Origin of the sequence: Serratia quinivorans, assembly GCF_052113645.1 — a bacterium.
Lineage (GTDB): Bacteria > Pseudomonadota > Gammaproteobacteria > Enterobacterales > Enterobacteriaceae > Serratia > Serratia quinivorans_B.
In genome coordinates this window covers 38,393-53,809 of sequence record NZ_JBIEIU010000009.1, presented here as the reverse complement: position 1 = coordinate 53,809, position 15,417 = coordinate 38,393, and the positions used below count along the sequence as shown (strand labels likewise).

At 53.5% G+C, this 15,417-nt stretch carries 18 protein-coding genes; 9 read left to right on the top strand and 9 right to left on the bottom strand.

Annotation, left to right across the window (positions count from 1 at the left end):
- The first annotated feature begins 4 nt into the window (after nt 1-4).
- Together pmrA and pmrB are read left to right on the top strand one after the other, a co-directional pair.
- Entirely contained in the window at nt 5-667 is a 663-nt protein-coding gene (gene pmrA, locus ACGS9J_RS16990; RefSeq protein ID WP_020824945.1) for a two-component system response regulator PmrA, read from the top strand.
- On the top strand, nt 664-1,728 hold the full coding sequence (pmrB, locus tag ACGS9J_RS16985; RefSeq protein WP_442232027.1) for a two-component system sensor histidine kinase PmrB: 1,065 nt from the start codon (nt 664-666) through the stop codon (nt 1,726-1,728). Before pmrA ends, pmrB begins: the two co-directional genes overlap by 4 nt.
- 54 nt (nt 1,729-1,782) lie before the next feature.
- Here pmrB and cgtA read toward each other — a convergent pair whose 3' ends face one another.
- The 4 genes from cgtA to rplU form a co-directional block, all read right to left on the bottom strand.
- Nucleotides 1,783-2,955, bottom strand: coding sequence for an Obg family GTPase CgtA (cgtA, locus tag ACGS9J_RS16980; protein WP_442232026.1), 1,173 nt, complete (start codon nt 2,953-2,955; stop codon nt 1,783-1,785).
- A gap of 16 nt (nt 2,956-2,971) precedes the next feature.
- Nucleotides 2,972-3,943, bottom strand: a complete 972-nt coding sequence (locus ACGS9J_RS16975; RefSeq protein ID WP_442232025.1) for a DMT family transporter — start codon at nt 3,941-3,943, stop codon at nt 2,972-2,974.
- A 106-nt stretch (nt 3,944-4,049) separates the two neighbouring features.
- A complete protein-coding gene (gene rpmA, locus ACGS9J_RS16970; RefSeq protein WP_442232024.1) occupies nt 4,050-4,307 on the bottom strand; it encodes a 50S ribosomal protein L27 in 258 nt (85 codons plus the stop codon).
- A gap of 17 nt (nt 4,308-4,324) precedes the next feature.
- Nucleotides 4,325-4,636 (bottom strand): 50S ribosomal protein L21, encoded by a 312-nt coding sequence (rplU, locus tag ACGS9J_RS16965; protein WP_037423192.1) that lies wholly within the window; start codon nt 4,634-4,636, stop codon nt 4,325-4,327.
- A 269-nt stretch (nt 4,637-4,905) separates the two neighbouring features.
- On the opposite strand from rplU, the gene ispB reads away from it, so the two are divergent.
- The gene (gene ispB / locus ACGS9J_RS16960; protein ID WP_442232023.1) at nt 4,906-5,877 is read left to right on the top strand and encodes an octaprenyl diphosphate synthase; all 972 of its coding nucleotides are present in this window, start codon (nt 4,906-4,908) and stop codon (nt 5,875-5,877) included.
- A gap of 209 nt (nt 5,878-6,086) precedes the next feature.
- On the opposite strand, the gene ACGS9J_RS16955 is transcribed toward ispB, so the two are convergent.
- Nucleotides 6,087-6,437 carry a DNA-binding protein gene (locus ACGS9J_RS16955; RefSeq protein ID WP_442232022.1) on the bottom strand — a complete coding sequence of 117 codons (351 nt, stop codon included), beginning with the start codon at nt 6,435-6,437 and terminating at the stop codon, nt 6,087-6,089.
- Nucleotides 6,438-6,620: 183 nt separating this feature from the next.
- On the opposite strand from ACGS9J_RS16955, the gene ACGS9J_RS16950 reads away from it, so the two are divergent.
- Nucleotides 6,621-6,881 (top strand): helix-turn-helix domain-containing protein, encoded by a 261-nt coding sequence (locus ACGS9J_RS16950; RefSeq protein ID WP_442232021.1) that lies wholly within the window; start codon nt 6,621-6,623, stop codon nt 6,879-6,881.
- A 68-nt stretch (nt 6,882-6,949) separates the two neighbouring features.
- On the opposite strand, the gene mdh is transcribed toward ACGS9J_RS16950, so the two are convergent.
- Complete coding sequence (mdh, locus tag ACGS9J_RS16945; RefSeq protein ID WP_099064489.1) at nt 6,950-7,888, bottom strand: malate dehydrogenase; 939 nt, start codon at nt 7,886-7,888, stop codon at nt 6,950-6,952.
- 466 nt (nt 7,889-8,354) lie between these two features.
- On the opposite strand from mdh, the gene argR reads away from it, so the two are divergent.
- From argR to yhcN (ACGS9J_RS16930), 3 genes are all read left to right on the top strand, one after another.
- Nucleotides 8,355-8,825 carry a transcriptional regulator ArgR gene (gene argR, locus ACGS9J_RS16940; protein WP_020824937.1) on the top strand — a complete coding sequence of 157 codons (471 nt, stop codon included), beginning with the start codon at nt 8,355-8,357 and terminating at the stop codon, nt 8,823-8,825.
- A 405-nt stretch (nt 8,826-9,230) separates the two neighbouring features.
- A complete protein-coding gene (yhcN, locus tag ACGS9J_RS16935; RefSeq protein ID WP_442232020.1) occupies nt 9,231-9,494 on the top strand; it encodes a peroxide/acid stress response protein YhcN in 264 nt (87 codons plus the stop codon).
- Between the two features lie 124 nt (nt 9,495-9,618).
- Entirely contained in the window at nt 9,619-9,882 is a 264-nt protein-coding gene (yhcN, locus tag ACGS9J_RS16930; protein ID WP_442232019.1) for a peroxide/acid stress response protein YhcN, read from the top strand.
- A gap of 202 nt (nt 9,883-10,084) precedes the next feature.
- Here the strand turns inward: yhcN (ACGS9J_RS16930) and mpl are convergent, their stop codons facing one another.
- On the bottom strand, nt 10,085-11,464 hold the full coding sequence (gene mpl, locus ACGS9J_RS16925; RefSeq protein ID WP_442232018.1) for a UDP-N-acetylmuramate:L-alanyl-gamma-D-glutamyl-meso-diaminopimelate ligase: 1,380 nt from the start codon (nt 11,462-11,464) through the stop codon (nt 10,085-10,087).
- A gap of 168 nt (nt 11,465-11,632) precedes the next feature.
- On the opposite strand from mpl, the gene fbp reads away from it, so the two are divergent.
- Nucleotides 11,633-12,637, top strand: a complete 1,005-nt coding sequence (gene fbp, locus ACGS9J_RS16920; protein ID WP_020824933.1) for a class 1 fructose-bisphosphatase — start codon at nt 11,633-11,635, stop codon at nt 12,635-12,637.
- A gap of 39 nt (nt 12,638-12,676) precedes the next feature.
- On the opposite strand, the gene ACGS9J_RS16915 is transcribed toward fbp, so the two are convergent.
- A complete protein-coding gene (locus ACGS9J_RS16915; RefSeq protein WP_442232017.1) occupies nt 12,677-14,230 on the bottom strand; it encodes a methyl-accepting chemotaxis protein in 1,554 nt (517 codons plus the stop codon).
- Nucleotides 14,231-14,486: 256 nt separating this feature from the next.
- Between ACGS9J_RS16915 and ppa the strand changes: the two genes are divergently transcribed.
- Complete coding sequence (gene ppa, locus ACGS9J_RS16910) at nt 14,487-15,017, top strand: inorganic diphosphatase (RefSeq protein ID WP_442232016.1); 531 nt, start codon at nt 14,487-14,489, stop codon at nt 15,015-15,017.
- 51 nt (nt 15,018-15,068) lie between these two features.
- On the opposite strand, the gene ACGS9J_RS16905 is transcribed toward ppa, so the two are convergent.
- Complete coding sequence (locus ACGS9J_RS16905; protein WP_442232015.1) at nt 15,069-15,416, bottom strand: gamma-glutamylcyclotransferase family protein; 348 nt, start codon at nt 15,414-15,416, stop codon at nt 15,069-15,071.
- Between the last annotated feature and the right edge of the window lies 1 nt (nt 15,417).

Here is a 15,417-nt window from a genome sequence, read left to right as displayed (position 1 = left end):
TATGATGAAACTGCTGATTGTGGAAGACGATGAGCTGCTGCAACAAGGATTGGCGCTGGCATTAGCCGGAGAAGGCTATGCCTGCGACTGCGCCGCCACGGCGGCAGAAGCCAATGCTCTGCTCATCACCAGTCAATACAGCATGATTATCCTCGATCTGGGCCTGCCCGACATGGATGGCGCCAGCCTGCTGCGGCAGTGGCGCCGCCAGCAGGTCGACTTGCCGGTGTTGATATTGACCGCCCGTGACGCGCTGGAAGACCGCGTTGACGGGCTGGACGCCGGCGCTGACGATTACCTGGTCAAGCCTTTCGCCCTGGTTGAGTTGCAGGCACGCGTGCGCGCCCTGATCCGCCGTTACCAGGGCCACAGCGACAATCTCATTCAGTTGGACGATCTCCAGCTTAATCTCTCAAGCCAACAGGTTTATGTGCAACAACAGCCGGTGGAAGTCACGCCGAAAGAGTTCGCCATCCTGTCACGCCTGATGATGCGCGCCGGTCAAACGGTCAATCGTGAACTGCTACAACAGGATCTTTACACCTGGCAGGACGATTTGGGCTCCAACACGCTGGAAGTGCATATCCACAACCTGCGCCGCAAATTGGGTAAGGATCGCATCCGTACCGTTCGTGGCATCGGCTATCGCCTGGAATCCTCATCATGATCAGCATGCGCCGTCGTCTGTTGTTGATGCTGGCGCTGATCCTTTTGGTCACCCAGTTAATCAGCGCCTTTTGGCTCTGGCATGAAAGCCAGGAGCAAATCAGCTTCCTGGTGGATGAAACCCTGTCGGCCAAGGTTCGCACCGAGCGTGTCGATACGGAAATCGCCGAAGCGATAGCGTCGCTGCTCGCCCCCTCGTTGATCATGATGATCGTCACGCTGTTGGCCTCATTTTGGGCTATCAGCTGGATTATCCGACCGCTCAATCAACTGCAACAACGGCTGGAGAAGCGTTCCGCCGATAATCTGACCCCTCTGCCGCTCAGCGGAGACAGCCTCGAAATTATGGCGGTCACCACCACGCTCAACCAACTGTTCTCGCGGTTGGACAACACCATCCAGCAGGAGCGGCTGTTCACCGCCGATGCCGCCCATGAGCTGCGTACGCCGCTGGCGGGAATACGCCTGCACCTGGAGCTGATGGAAAAACAGGGTGTGAAGCAAAGCGGCCCGCTGATAACCCGCATCGATCAACTGATGCACACCGTCGAACAATTGCTGATGCTGGCGCGCGCCGGGCAAGATTTTGCCAGCGGCCACTATCAACGCTTCGACTGGGTGAACGACGTGCTCCTGCCGCTACAAGAAGAGCTCGAGGAGTTGGTCAACCAACGCGGACAGAAACTGCAATGGCGGCTTCCGACTGCGGCACCGATTCATGGCGACCCGGTGCTGCTTCGCCTGTTGCTGCGCAATCTGGTAGAAAATGCCCACCGTTACAGCCCGGAAGGCAGCAGCATTCAGGTGCAACTCACGGCGCAACAACACGGATACCTGCTGCAGGTGATTGATGAAGGCCCCGGGGTAAAAGAGAAAATGGTGGGGGAACTCACCCAGGCGTTCCGCCGTATGGATCAGCGCTATGGCGGCAGTGGACTCGGCCTGAACATCGTGACCCGCATAGTGCAACTGCACCAGGGTCGTTTGACATTGGAAAACCGTCAGGACACCCATGGGCTGAATGCGCAATGCTGGCTACCGGAAAATGTCCTGAACAAATAATGCCGATAAAAAAAGGGCCCAGTTCATGTGAACTGAGCCCTTTTCTATGCAAGATTACTTCTGGTAGATGATTTCGACGCCTTCGTCGTCATCTTCGTCCCAGTCGTCATCCCAGTCGTCATCCGCTTCAGCTTCCACTTCCGCGATCTGTTCACGGTGGTAATCATCCCACATGAACTCGACTTTCTCCGGTGCGCTTTCTTCGATCGCCATGGCTTTCGGTTGGGTATTGATGAACTTCATCACGTCCCAGCACAGCGCGTTGACGCCTTCGCGATTGACGGCGGAGATCATGTAGTACTTGCCTTCCCAGCCCATGCCCTCTGCAATCGCCTTGGCGCGCTCGGCAGCCTCTTCCTCACCTATCAGGTCAACCTTGTTGAAAACCAGCCAGCGTGGCTTCTGCGCCAGATTTTCGCTGTATTGGTTCAACTCATTGATGATGACTTTGGCATTTTCTACCGGATCGGATTCATCGATAGGGGCGATATCCACCAGGTGCAGCAGCACGCGGCAACGCTCCAGGTGCTTCAGGAAGCGAATACCCAGGCCGGCACCGTCGGAGGCACCTTCGATCAAGCCCGGAATATCGGCAACGACGAAGCTTTGTTCGTGGTCCATACGTACCACACCCAGACTTGGGACCAGGGTAGTAAACGGATAGTCGGCCACTTTCGGCTTGGCGGCTGACACCGCGCGGATGAAGGTTGATTTGCCGGCATTTGGCAGGCCAAGCATACCCACATCGGCCAGCAGCAACAGCTCCAGCAAGATGTCACGTTCTTCGCCGGGCGTGCCCAGCGTTTTCTGGCGCGGTGCACGGTTAACCGAGGATTTAAAACGGGTGTTGCCCAAACCGTGCCAACCGCCCTTCGCCACCATCAGGCGCTGTTCATGACGGGTCATGTCACCGAGAATTTCGCCGGTGCCCTGATCCTGCACGCGGGTACCGACCGGTACCTTGATGGTGATATCTTTGCCACGCTTGCCGGTACAGTCACGGCTTTGGCCGTTCTGGCCGCGTTCGGCGCGGAAAGATTTCTCAAAGCGGTAGTCGATCAACGTGTTGAGGTTTTCGTCCGCCAACAGATAGACATCGCCGCCATCGCCGCCGTCACCGCCGTCAGGGCCGCCGTTCGGGATATATTTTTCGCGGCGGAAGCTGACGCAACCATTACCACCGTCACCTGCAACGACCAAAATCGCTGCTTCATCTACAAACTTCATTTACCGTCTCCGTAAATCATTCACCGGGCTGCTTCAAAGGAGCAACCAGGCGGGTTTCTGCCCGTCGCGGCCACCAACGGTGACCAATTGCGGAAAACATGGCGCCCGCTACCACCACGAAAGCGCCGACATAGCCGACGACATTCAATGTCGGGGCGGCGAATACGTGTGGCCAGGCCAGCGCCAACAAATCTGAAAACAGCAGGGTAAACAACGGGGTCAGCGTGATTAACGCACTCACCTGCGCCGCCTGCCAGCGCGCCATGGCTTCCGCCAGCGCACCATAGCCAATCAGCGTGTTGGCGCCACAGAACAGCAAACAGGCTAATTGCCAGCCGCTGAGCTGGAAAATCACCTCTGGTTTTGCCAGAGGGAATAGCGTGATCGCACATAAAGTGTACAACAATACCAGGATTTGCGGCGAGGCTAATCGACGCAGCAACACTTTCTGCGCCACGCCATAAGTGACCCATACCATCGCCGCGCACACGCCCAACAGCACCCCCAGGGTGTAATCCGTCAGGCGGGTGAAAATCTCAATCAGGCTGACATTGAAGAACAACAGCAGCCCGCAGATCAGCATCAATGCGCCAATCACCTGGGTGATGCGCATCCGTTCTTTTAAAACCAGCACGCTGGCAAACATCATACCGACCGGCGACAGCTGGCCGATCACTTGCGATGCTGTCGGGCTGAGGTACTGCAGTGAAGAGCTGAAGAAGATAAAATTCCCCAGCAGGCCCGCCGTGGCGATGGCCAAAATCAGCAACCAGCGCGGCTGACGAAACAGGGTCACCGGCGGCAGTCTGCCGCGCACGGCCAGGATAATCCCCAGCCCAAGCGCCGCAATGGTAAATCGATACCAAACGATGGTAAACGGCTCCATTACGACCAGCACTTCTTTCATCGCAATCGGCAATGCACCCCAGCAAACTGCCGTAGTCACCGCCAGGAAAATGCCAATTCCGATCTGCTGTTTCGTTTCCATCTTACCTTTTGCCAGCGCTGACGGGCCAATGCACAAGCAGCCCATAAATGTAAAAAGCCCCGCAACGAGTTGCGGGGCTTACATCTATTTCGTAAGGCTCGAAAAATTATTCAGCGTCGATGCTGATGAATTTACGATTGCTCGGGCCTTTAACTTCGAATTTGACTTTACCGTCTTTCAAAGCAAACAGAGTGTGGTCTTTGCCGCAACCCACGTTGGTACCAGCGTGGAATTTAGTGCCGCGCTGACGAACGATGATGCTGCCTGCCAGTACTGCTTCGCCGCCAAAGCGTTTTACGCCCAGACGTTTAGCTTCTGAATCGCGACCGTTACGAGTCGAGCCGCCAGCCTTTTTGTGTGCCATTAATCTGCTCCCCTAACTTAAGCGCTGATGCCGGTGATTTTAACGTCAGTGAACCACTGACGGTGGCCCTGCTGCTTACGATGGTGCTTACGACGACGAAACTTAACAATCTTAATTTTCTCGCCACGACCGTGAGCAACGACTTCAGCTTTGATCTTACCGCCATCGACGTAAGGAACGCCGATTTTGATATCTTCGCCATTAGCGATCATCAGAATCTGGTCAAACTCAACAGCTTCACCAGTTGCGATGTCCAGCTTTTCCAAGCGAACGGTTTGACCTTCGCTTACTCGGTGTTGTTTACCACCACTTTGGAAAACCGCGTACATATAAAACTCCGCTTTCCGCGTGCCCAACTGTTTAGTACAGAGCGCGCTATAAATATTCACAATAGGGCGCGAATTCTACGCAATAATCCAGCGTATGACAAGAGCAGAATAAGACCAGAAGCAGAAAAAAGAAGAAAAAAAGCACAGTTTCTTTCATGGCGTTTATCTGAAGCGTTTTTCAAGTACAATCAGGGGGACAGTTACCGCCATGTACCGATGTGAGCAGCGATCTCAACGCGGTGAAGAGAAACACAGCTGAAAAAAATACAATGAACCTAGAGCAAATTACCGAGTTAACCGCGCAAGATATGGCGGCCGTGAACGCAACAATTCTCGAACAGCTGAATTCCGATGTCACGCTCATCAATCAGCTTGGCTATTACATTATCAGTGGTGGCGGTAAACGCATCCGCCCGATGATCGCCGTTCTGGCGGCGCGGGCGTTGCATTATCAGGGTGATAAACACATTACCGTTGCTGCGCTGATCGAATTCATTCACACCGCAACCCTGCTGCATGATGATGTGGTGGATGAATCAGATATGCGCCGCGGCAAGGCCACCGCCAATGCCGCCTTCGGCAATGCTGCCAGCGTATTGGTTGGCGACTTCATTTATACGCGCGCTTTCCAGATGATGACCAGCCTGGAATCGCTCCGCGTGTTGGCACTGATGTCCGAGGCGGTCAACGTGATTGCCGAAGGCGAAGTGCTGCAGTTAATGAACGTGAACGATCCGAACATTACCGAAGAAAGCTACATGCGGGTGATCTACAGTAAAACCGCACGCCTGTTTGAAGCGGCAGCGCAGTCTTCGGCGATCCTTTCGAACGCCAGCGTTGCGGAAGAAAAAGCGCTGCAGGATTACGGTCGCTATCTCGGCACCGCCTTCCAGTTGATCGACGATCTGCTCGATTACAGCGCCGACGGCAGCACACTGGGTAAAAATACCGGTGACGATCTCAACGAAGGTAAGCCGACGCTGCCCTTGCTGCATGCCATGCATAATAGTGAAGGCGAGCAGAAAGCCATGATCCGCGGCGCGATTGAACAGGGCAATGGCCGTCATTTGCTGGAGCCGGTTTTGCAGGCCATGGAGCAATGCGGTTCGCTGGAATATACCCGCCAGCGCGCAGAGGAAGAGGCAGACAAGGCAATTGCCGCACTGCAGGTTCTGCCGGAGTCGTCCCACCGTGCCGCGCTGGAAGGGTTAGCGCATCTTGCAGTTCAGCGCGATTTTTAAGAAACAACAAATACCCGCGTGTTTCCATAGACCCGCACCGCGGGTCTGAGACTGATGACAAACATATAATGTTTGGCGGCAGGCGCTAAAGGTTTTGAAAATAAATCAGGAAAATCAATTTATTGATTTTCGGCTGATCACACAAAGGGGGAAAAACCACGCTTTTATCCCCCTTTGTCAACAATCTGAGACCCGCACCGCGGGTCTGTTCATTCCCCCGGTAGAATACGCGCCAGCAAACCACCGATCCCTTCACGCATCAGGAAAGCCAATACTTTCTCGCGCTCGCTCTCCGTCAGGTGGTAGTAATACTCAATCCACACCGCCAACGGGTCTTTGCGCTCAACCTCATACAGCGCAGGGTCCTCTTTCAATATCAATAGATTGCGCGTGCCCGTAGGCAAACTGTCAATGTGATACTCCAGCGCCTTTCCCTGCACGCCTTTGCGCCGACGACTGATCCAGCCTTCGCGACGCGCCATCAAATTTATTCCCTGTGGTGAGGAAGGTAATCCCGCCACGCCGGTCAGTTCCTTGGCGGCAAACCACTCTTTTTTCATAGCCATGTTCTCTGGGCAAAAGTAGGCGAAGATCTTTTTTTAGGAAATTTATGGGATATTTTTTAAGAAATTTAGTGGTATCCTAGTTTCCGTATAAGCGTTTCATGTTGTTCAAACGATTAATCTTGACCTGTTAGTTATACCACTTACAGAACTTTCGCTAATCAAAAAAGGAATGCAAACATGAACTCAAGGAACAAGGACTGGCATCCGGCGGATATCATTGCGGCTTTACGTAAGAAGGGAACGACACTGGCGGCGGTATCGCGCAAGGCGGGGCTCAGCTCGTCAACGCTGGCAAACGCGCTGTCGCGGCCCTGGCCAAAAGGAGAATGGTTGATTGCCGAAACGCTCGATATACACCCTGCCGAGATCTGGCCGAGCCGTTATTTCGATCCCTTTACCCATAACTTACTGGATCGAAAAGCGCGTATTCGGTCATAACTGCGGGCATAAAAAAACCGCCGGTACGTTGTCCGGCGGCCTATGCATACTCATGCATTGCGGGATGATCAGTTATTGATAAACTTTTCGCCCAGCTCGATATCTTTGTGCAGAACATCCAGCATGTCTTCCAGCGCTTTCTGCTCGAACGCGCTCAAAGTGCCGATGTCTTTACGTTCTTCAACGCCATTCTTGCCCAGCACCAGCGGTTGCGCGAAGAAGCGAGCGTATTTGCCGTCGCCTTCAACATAAGCACATTCCACCACGCCTTTTTCGCCTTGCAGCGCGCGAACCAGAGACAGGCCGAAACGCGCCGCCGCCTGACCCATTGACAGGGTTGCAGATCCGCCACCGGCTTTGGCTTCAACCACTTCGGTACCCGCATTTTGGATACGCTTGGTCAGATCCGCCACTTCCTGTTCGGTAAAGCTCACGCCAGGGATCTGCGACAACAGTGGCAAAATGGTTACGCCAGAGTGCCCGCCGATAACCGGCACGTTCAGCTCTTCCGGTTGTTTGCCTTTCAGCTCAGCCACGAAGGTGTTGGAACGGATAATATCCAGCGAAGTCACGCCGAACAGTTTGTTCTTGTCATAAACACCGGCTTTCTTCAGCACTTCTGCCGCGATAGCCACGGTGGTGTTTACCGGGTTGGTGATAATACCGATGCAGGCTTTCGGGCAGGTGGTTGCCACTTGCTGGATCAGATTACGCACAATACCTGCGTTCACGTTGAACAGGTCTGAACGATCCATGCCTGGTTTACGCGCAACGCCGGCAGAAATCAGTACCACATCTGCACCGTGCAGAGCTGGAGTAGCGTCTTCGCCACTGAAGCCTTTGATTTTTACTGCAGTTGGGATGTGGCTTAAGTCGACGGCAACGCCTGGGGTAACGGGGGCAATGTCGTAGAGAGAGAGTTCAGAACCTGAAGGAAGCTGGGTTTTGAGTAGAAGGGCGAGGGCCTGGCCGATACCGCCAGCAGCACCGAGAACTGCAACTTTCATCCTATACTCCTTTATTATCTTAAATATATAAAGCGCCGTGAATATGTTGGTTACGGACCTTAAATTATTACACCTTTAAAAACAATCTCTTAACAGTCTGTTTGAGAACTGGCGCAATAAAACAGCCGATGTCGCGCTCATTTTAGATTAAATAGCTTACGCATTAAGGGCATAGCGCACACTAATCAAAAATACTGCGAGGTTATTCACGAGCAAGTTAACCGGCGGTTACATTACACCCTTACACAACATCAGAACAACATCATTTTAATAACATTTTCTTTACTACTGCAGTCGGCTTTTTCGGTCACCGAAAGGGCATATTCATGGGATAAGGATTTTGTTAAAATGCTGCCCTTTCCTCGTTGTCCGGGCATTGATATTTTTTCCGGACGTCCTTTGATTGCATAAAAATTCATTTATATGCATAATAATCACTTCTATTGTCAACATTCCACGGTGCAAAATGCGTAATCCCGCAAAGCAGGAAGATCTGATCAAGGCGTTTAAAGCGTTATTGAAAGAAGAAAAATTCAGTTCTCAAGGCGAGATTGTTTTGGCGCTGCAAGAAGAAGGCTTCGAAAACATCAACCAATCCAAAGTATCGCGCATGCTGACCAAGTTCGGCGCGGTGCGTACGCGCAATGCCAAAATGGAAATGGTGTATTGCCTTCCCGCCGAACTCGGTGTGCCGACCACCACCAGTCCGCTGAAGAATCTGGTGCTGGATGTCGATCATAACGATGCCGTTGTCGTGATCCACACCAGCCCCGGCGCCGCGCAGTTAATTGCTCGTCTGTTGGATTCACTGGGTAAATCCGAGGGTATTCTCGGCACCATCGCCGGTGACGACACCATTTTCGTCACCCCGGCCAGCAGCTTTACCGCGCGCCAACTGTACGAAGCCATCCTGACTCTGTTCGAACAAGAGCTATGATGCATCACGCTAACAAAATGCGGCTAGCCGTCGCGTTTTGTTAGCGTTTCTTTAACCCTATCCTTACGTTTCTTCCCTGCCCTACCGCGTTTAACTCCAGGTTTTTTTCTCGTCACAACACATTTCAATGACATTTCTGCTTAGCCAGTGATAGCTACTGTGATCTTCCGCACTTTTGGTCAAAAGCACTTACCTTATTGAAATTACATAAATTTAACATCAAAAGATCGTTTTATAACCGTTTTTTATTCCTTTTGGTTATAAAAGATAAAGATCGTCATAATAAAGTTTCACTAGAAACTGTTAGCTAACTATTAATTTTTGACGTTACTAGATGTATACTCATTTCCGTGACGTAAATCACAGTTCACTGGAACTGATAAAAGAATACGATAAGGTCAAATCATGAAAATTAAAGCTACCATCGCAACCATGAGCGTTCTATCCATGCTTTCTTTCGGCGCATTTGCAGCACAATCTGTTGATGCAGACCAGGCCGCAAAAATGCAGTCTGCGGGCACCATTACCGTCAGCGGCGTTGCCGGTGCACCTTCAGACATCCGTCAGGCACTGTCTGAAAAAGCCGATGCCAAAGGGGCGACCGCTTACCGCGTAATCGAAGCGCGTAACGAAGGCAACTTCCACGCAACCGCAGAAATTTATAAATAAGCACAAGGCGTTACCCGGCGACGGGCAATATAACTCTGGTACCCAGCATGACTGATAACAGCCTTCAAGTATAAAAACGCTGCAAAAGCCCTTCCAGGCGGTTATCACAACAGGACCCAATATCATGAACATGAAAACAACTCTTGCCGCACTCAGCCTGCTGTCCGTCGTTTCGTTCGGTGCTTCTGCCGCTACGTTAATCACCAATGACCAGGCCAATACTCTTCAGTCTGCCGGCACTATCACCGCCAGCGGCATTACTGGCTCGCCTTCCGATATTCGCCAGGCTCTGTCTGACAAAGCCGACAAACAAGGCGCTAAAGCCTACCGCGTGATCGAAGCCTACGAAAACGGCAACTGGCACGCGACTGCCGAAATCTACAAATAACAATTCAGGGAACGTGCTTACCGAACTGATTACCCTCGTCACTGCCACTGCCGAGTTCTGTCGTAAGCATTGATTCCTTGAAGAAACTTCGTCGTCCTATCCGACGGACCCCGTTGCCCTCGCTCGCGAGGGCTTTTTTATGGGCGAAAAAAAGGGCCGTTAACGGCCCTTAGAGAGACAACTTTTCAACCTGAGCCGACGATCAATAAGTCACTTTCGGTTCCGACTTGCTGGCCAAGGCCTCTAGCAGACGATCGTGGATCCCACCGAAACCGCCGTTGCTCATCACCAAGATATGGTCGCCCGGCTGGGCGGTTTTCACAATCATGTCCACCAAGGTGTCGAGATCGGCGCTCCAGTGGGCCGGCTGCACGCAGGCTTCTGCGACTTCCGCGACCTGCCAGGGAATATGGTGCGGCTGGAACAGGAAGACCTCATCGGCACGGCCCAGCGATGGCGCCAAATCGTTTTTGCTGATCCCCATTTTCATGGTGTTGGAGCGCGGCTCGAGCACCGCCAAAATGCGGGCAGTGCCGCCGACCTTGCCACGCAAGGCGGCCAGGGTCGCCAGGATCGCCGTTGGGTGATGAGCAAAATCGTCATATACCGTGACGCCATTGGCCTCACCACGCAGTTCCAGACGGCGGCGAGCATTGATAAAGTCACCGAGCGCGCGGCAAGCATCGGCAGGCAGCACGCCAACGTGGCGCGTAGCGGCAATCGCCATCAAACCGTTATGCATGTTGTGTTCGCCCACCAGCGACCACTGCACTTCCCCCACCTGCTCACCGTCGAGGAACACCGCATAATGGCTGGCGTCCGGCGTTAACTTTTGAGCACGCCATGCGCCCTCTTCCCCAACCAGCTCTTGCTCACTCCAGCAGCCCATCGCCATCACCTGTTTCAGGTGGCTGTCGTTGTCAGGCAAAATGATCTTGCCCTTACCCGGCACCAAACGCACCAGATGGTGGAACTGTTTCTGGATCGCTTTCAGATCGTCGAAGATGTCGGCGTGATCGAATTCCAGGTTGTTCATGATCAGCGTGCGTGGGCTGTAATGCACAAACTTGGAACGCTTGTCGAAGAACGCGCAATCATACTCATCGGCTTCGATCACGAAGAACGGGCTCCCACCCAGACGGGCAGAAACGTCAAAGTTGCCTGGAACACCGCCGATGACAAAGCCCGGTTGATAACCGCAGGCTTCCAGGATCCAGGTTGCCATACCGGCGGTGGTGGTCTTGCCGTGCGTGCCGGCAACGGCCAGCACCCAGCGATCGCGCAGCACATAATCATGCAGCCACTGCGGGCCGGAAACGTAAGGGATACCCTGCTCAAGTACCGCTTCGACACAAGGATTGCCGCGCGTCATGGCGTTACCGATGATCACCAGATCCGGCACCGGATCCAACTGAGCCGGATCGTAGCCCTGGATCAGCTCGATCCCTTCTTTCTCCAGCAGCGTGCTCATCGGCGGATAGACATTAGCGTCAGAGCCGGTCACCTCATGCCCCAGCGAACGTGCCAGCACCGCCAGCCCGCCCATAAAGGTGCCACAGATCCCAAGAATGTGAATGCGCATAGTTTTCTCATAGAGTACGTCGAATGTTGGCTCATTCTAACGCTCAGAATCGTCCAGAAGAAATGGATTTGCCTATGAATAGCGTTCATCTTTGGGCTACACTGCTCGCGAATACGTTGGCGGTTTGTTAACAAACCGCTACCCATCCGTAGATTCAGGGATTGTGTCATGAAAACGTTAGGCGAATTTATCGTCGAGAAACAGCACGACTTCTCTCACGCCACCGGCGAGCTGACTGCGCTACTTTCCGCAATTAAACTGGGCGCCAAAATCATCCACCGCGATATCAATAAAGCGGGTCTGGTTGATATTCTGGGTACCAGTGGCGTTTCCAATGTACAGGGTGAAGTTCAGATGAAACTGGACCTGTACGCCAATGAAAAGCTGAAAGCAGCGCTGAAAGCACGCGGTGAAGTTGCGGGTATCGCTTCTGAAGAAGAAGATGAAATCGTGATATTCGACGGCGAGCGGGCTGAAAATGCCAAGTATGTGGTGCTGATGGATCCGTTGGACGGTTCGTCCAACATCGATGTCAACGTCTCGGTCGGTACGATTTTCTCAATCTATCGTCGCATTACCCCGGTCGGCACGCCAGTGACCGAAGAAGACTTCCTGCAGCCAGGCAGCGCTCAGGTCGCCGCCGGCTACGTGGTTTATGGTTCATCCACCATGTTGGTGTACACCACCGGTTATGGCGTGCATGCCTTTACCTACGATCCTTCTCTGGGCGTGTTCTGCCTCTCCCACGAGAAAGTCCGCTTCCCGGCCAGCGGCAATATGTATTCCATCAACGAAGGTAACTACATCAAGTTCCCGCGCGGCGTGAAGAAATACATCAAATATTGTCAGGAACAGGACGAAGCGACGCAACGCCCTTACACCTCGCGCTACATCGGTTCACTGGTTGCCGACTTCCACCGCAATCTGTTGAAAGGCGGCATCTATATTTATCCAAGCACCGCCAGCCACCCGCAAGGCAAGCTGCGTCTGCTGTATGAATGCAACCCGATGGCGTTCCTGGCGGAACAAGCCGGCGGTAAAGCCAGCGACGGTAAAAACCGTATTCTGGACATTACCCCGGTGAAACTGCACCAGCGTGCACCGTTCTTTGTCGGCACCAAATCCATGGTGGAAGACGCAGAGCGCTTTATCGCTGAAAACCCGGACGAATAAACGGGTTCACTGTGGGGGACGGCATGCCGTCCCCCTGCATTATAATTTGAACGCCGCCATACTTTGCGCCAGTAACTGCGCCTGATCTTCCAGCGAGCGTGTCGCTGCCGCCGACTCTTCGACCAAGGCCGCATTTTGTTGCGCCACCTGATCCATCTGCGCCACCGCCAGGTTTACCTGCTCGATACCGCTGCTTTGCTCCCGCGTCGCTGCAGAAATTTCGCGCATCAACGCCGTCACACGGCCCACTTCGCCAGTGATGCCATTCATGGTTTTCGCCGCCGATCCGGCCATCTGCTCACCTTCCTGCACCCGATTTTGCGACGCTTCAATCAAGCCTTTGATCTCTTTCGCCGACTGCGCGCTGCGCTGGGCCAGGCTACGAACTTCTCCGGCCACCACGGCAAAACCGCGCCCTTGTTCACCAGCCCGTGCCGCCTCTACCGCCGCATTCAACGCCAGGATATTGGTTTGGAAGGCAATACCGTCCATCACGCTGATGATATCGGCGATACGCCGTGAACTGTCGGTAATCGCCTGCATCTTGTCCATGACCTGGCTGACCACTTCACTGCCTTGGTTGGCGATATCGGATACGCTCAGCGCCAGTTGATTGGCCTGCTCGCAGTTCTCGGCGTTCATTTTCACCGTCGAGGTCAGTTGCTCCATGCTGGCGGCGGTTTCTTCCAACGAAGCAGCAGACTCTTCGGTGCGCTGCGCCAGATGGAGGTTGCCGGCGGCCAGCTCACGGGAACCGGTGTCGATTTGGCTGCTGGCGTCACGCACCTTGCTGACCGAACTGACCAACGCCTGCTGCATCCGCTGCATTGCACGCACCAGCCTGCCCATTTCAGTCTCCCCTTCACCGGTGATGCTGTGGGTCAAATCGCCACCGGCGATATGTTCCAACTGGGCGATAGAGTCATCCAGAGGACGCAGGATAATCACCCGTAGCGCAAACCAGGCCAGTACCGCCAGCAACACGCTGAGCAGTCCGGCAATCACGATCAGGGTGATCTTGGTACTGGCGTTGCTTGCTGCTTCATTCACCCGCTGCTGACCAATCTTCATGGCGAAGCTGCGGAAATCGCTGAGGTCTTTTTCGAAGGCGATACTCAGCGCGGAAATTTTAGTTTCCTGAATGTCGTAGTAGTCATCCACTTTACCGGCCTTGATAGCGTCGGCCATTGGCCCAACGCCCTGTTCCAGGTAGGCGCGGTAGCTGTTTTGCAAGCGAGTGGACAATTCGCGCCCGCGTTCAGTGATGGTGCCGACACTGACAAAGCGCGCCATTTCCTGCTTCGACTGCGCAAGGTAGTCATAGATGCGACCCACCGTGGCGTCCGACACCTCAATCTGACCGATTTCACGCTGGCGCACCGCCAGCGAGGCGGCGGTTCTGGCGCGCAGCGTCAGGTTGGAACTGCTGGCCAGCGATCCCAACTCTTCCCCCAGGATCTGGTTGAGGGTGTTTAACGAACGCGACCCTTCGTTAATGGCATTGACGCCAATCGTGCTGACCATAATCAACAGCAGCGTCATCAGGCTCAGCAGGGCAATCAGCCCGGCCTTGACCGTAATCTTTTTTAGCATGAGTTCTTCCCGGCTTCAGAAATAGTGAGATCTTACGTAGAGGAGGTAAAACGCAGAGCCAGACTTCGTCGGCTCATTATTATTTGATGAAGTTATCGGCAACAGCCGGAAAAACTTAACGCCGTTGGAGGATTAATCTGGAAATTCAGTGGATGGCTGTCTGCCGGGGCGAGGGTGATGAAAAGGGCAGGAAATCGCAAAAGAGTCCGCTATAATAGCCGCCACTCCATTTCTGGTTTGATTAAAGGAAACCGACATGAGCTTGCTTAACGTCCCTGCTGGCAAAGACTTGCCAGAAGACATCTACGTTGTTATCGAAATCCCGGCAAACGCCGATCCGATCAAATATGAAATCGACAAGGACACCGGCGCGCTGTTCGTTGACCGTTTCATGTCCACCGCGATGTTCTATCCGTGCAACTACGGTTACATCAACCACACCCTGTCTCTGGACGGTGATCCGGTTGACGTATTGGTACCAACGCCATACCCGTTGCAGCCTGGCTCAGTGATCCGCTGCCGTCCGGTTGGCGTGTTGAAGATGTCCGACGAAGCCGGTGAAGATGCGAAACTGGTTGCCGTTCCGCACAGCAAACTGAGCAAAGAGTACGATCACATCAAAGATGTGAACGACCTGCCGGAACTGCTGAAAGCACAGATCTCTCATTTCTTCGAGCACTACAAAGATCTGGAGAAAGGCAAATGGGTGAAAGTGGAAGGTTGGGCAGATGCTGCTGCGGCCAAAGCTGAAATCGTTGCCTCTTTCGAACGTGCTGCCAAGAAGTAATTCTGACCGCCGTCCGATAAAAAAACACCGCTCAGTGAGCGGTGTTTTTTTTTACTTTTCGTCGAGACGCTTCAGCCAGTCGCCGCTGTTAATCCGCGGGTAACCGTCCACACTGTGTTTATACAGGTAGATCCACGCACTCCCATAAGGCGTCTGAATCAGCTCGCGCTTATAGTCCTTGGTGTTGCTTTTCAGTTCGTCCAGCTCAGCCAAAATCGATGAGTTAATACGGTACACTTCGCAATGTACCCTGCCCTCTCCAGGGATCGCCGCCGGGTAATGGCCCAGATTATAAATCTGATAGCCTTCGAGCTCATGCTCGCCGAGCCATTGGGCGTTGGTCATCCAATGGCTGTTTCCCTGTTTGCGTCGTAAACTGCCGTAGACAATTATTCGCATC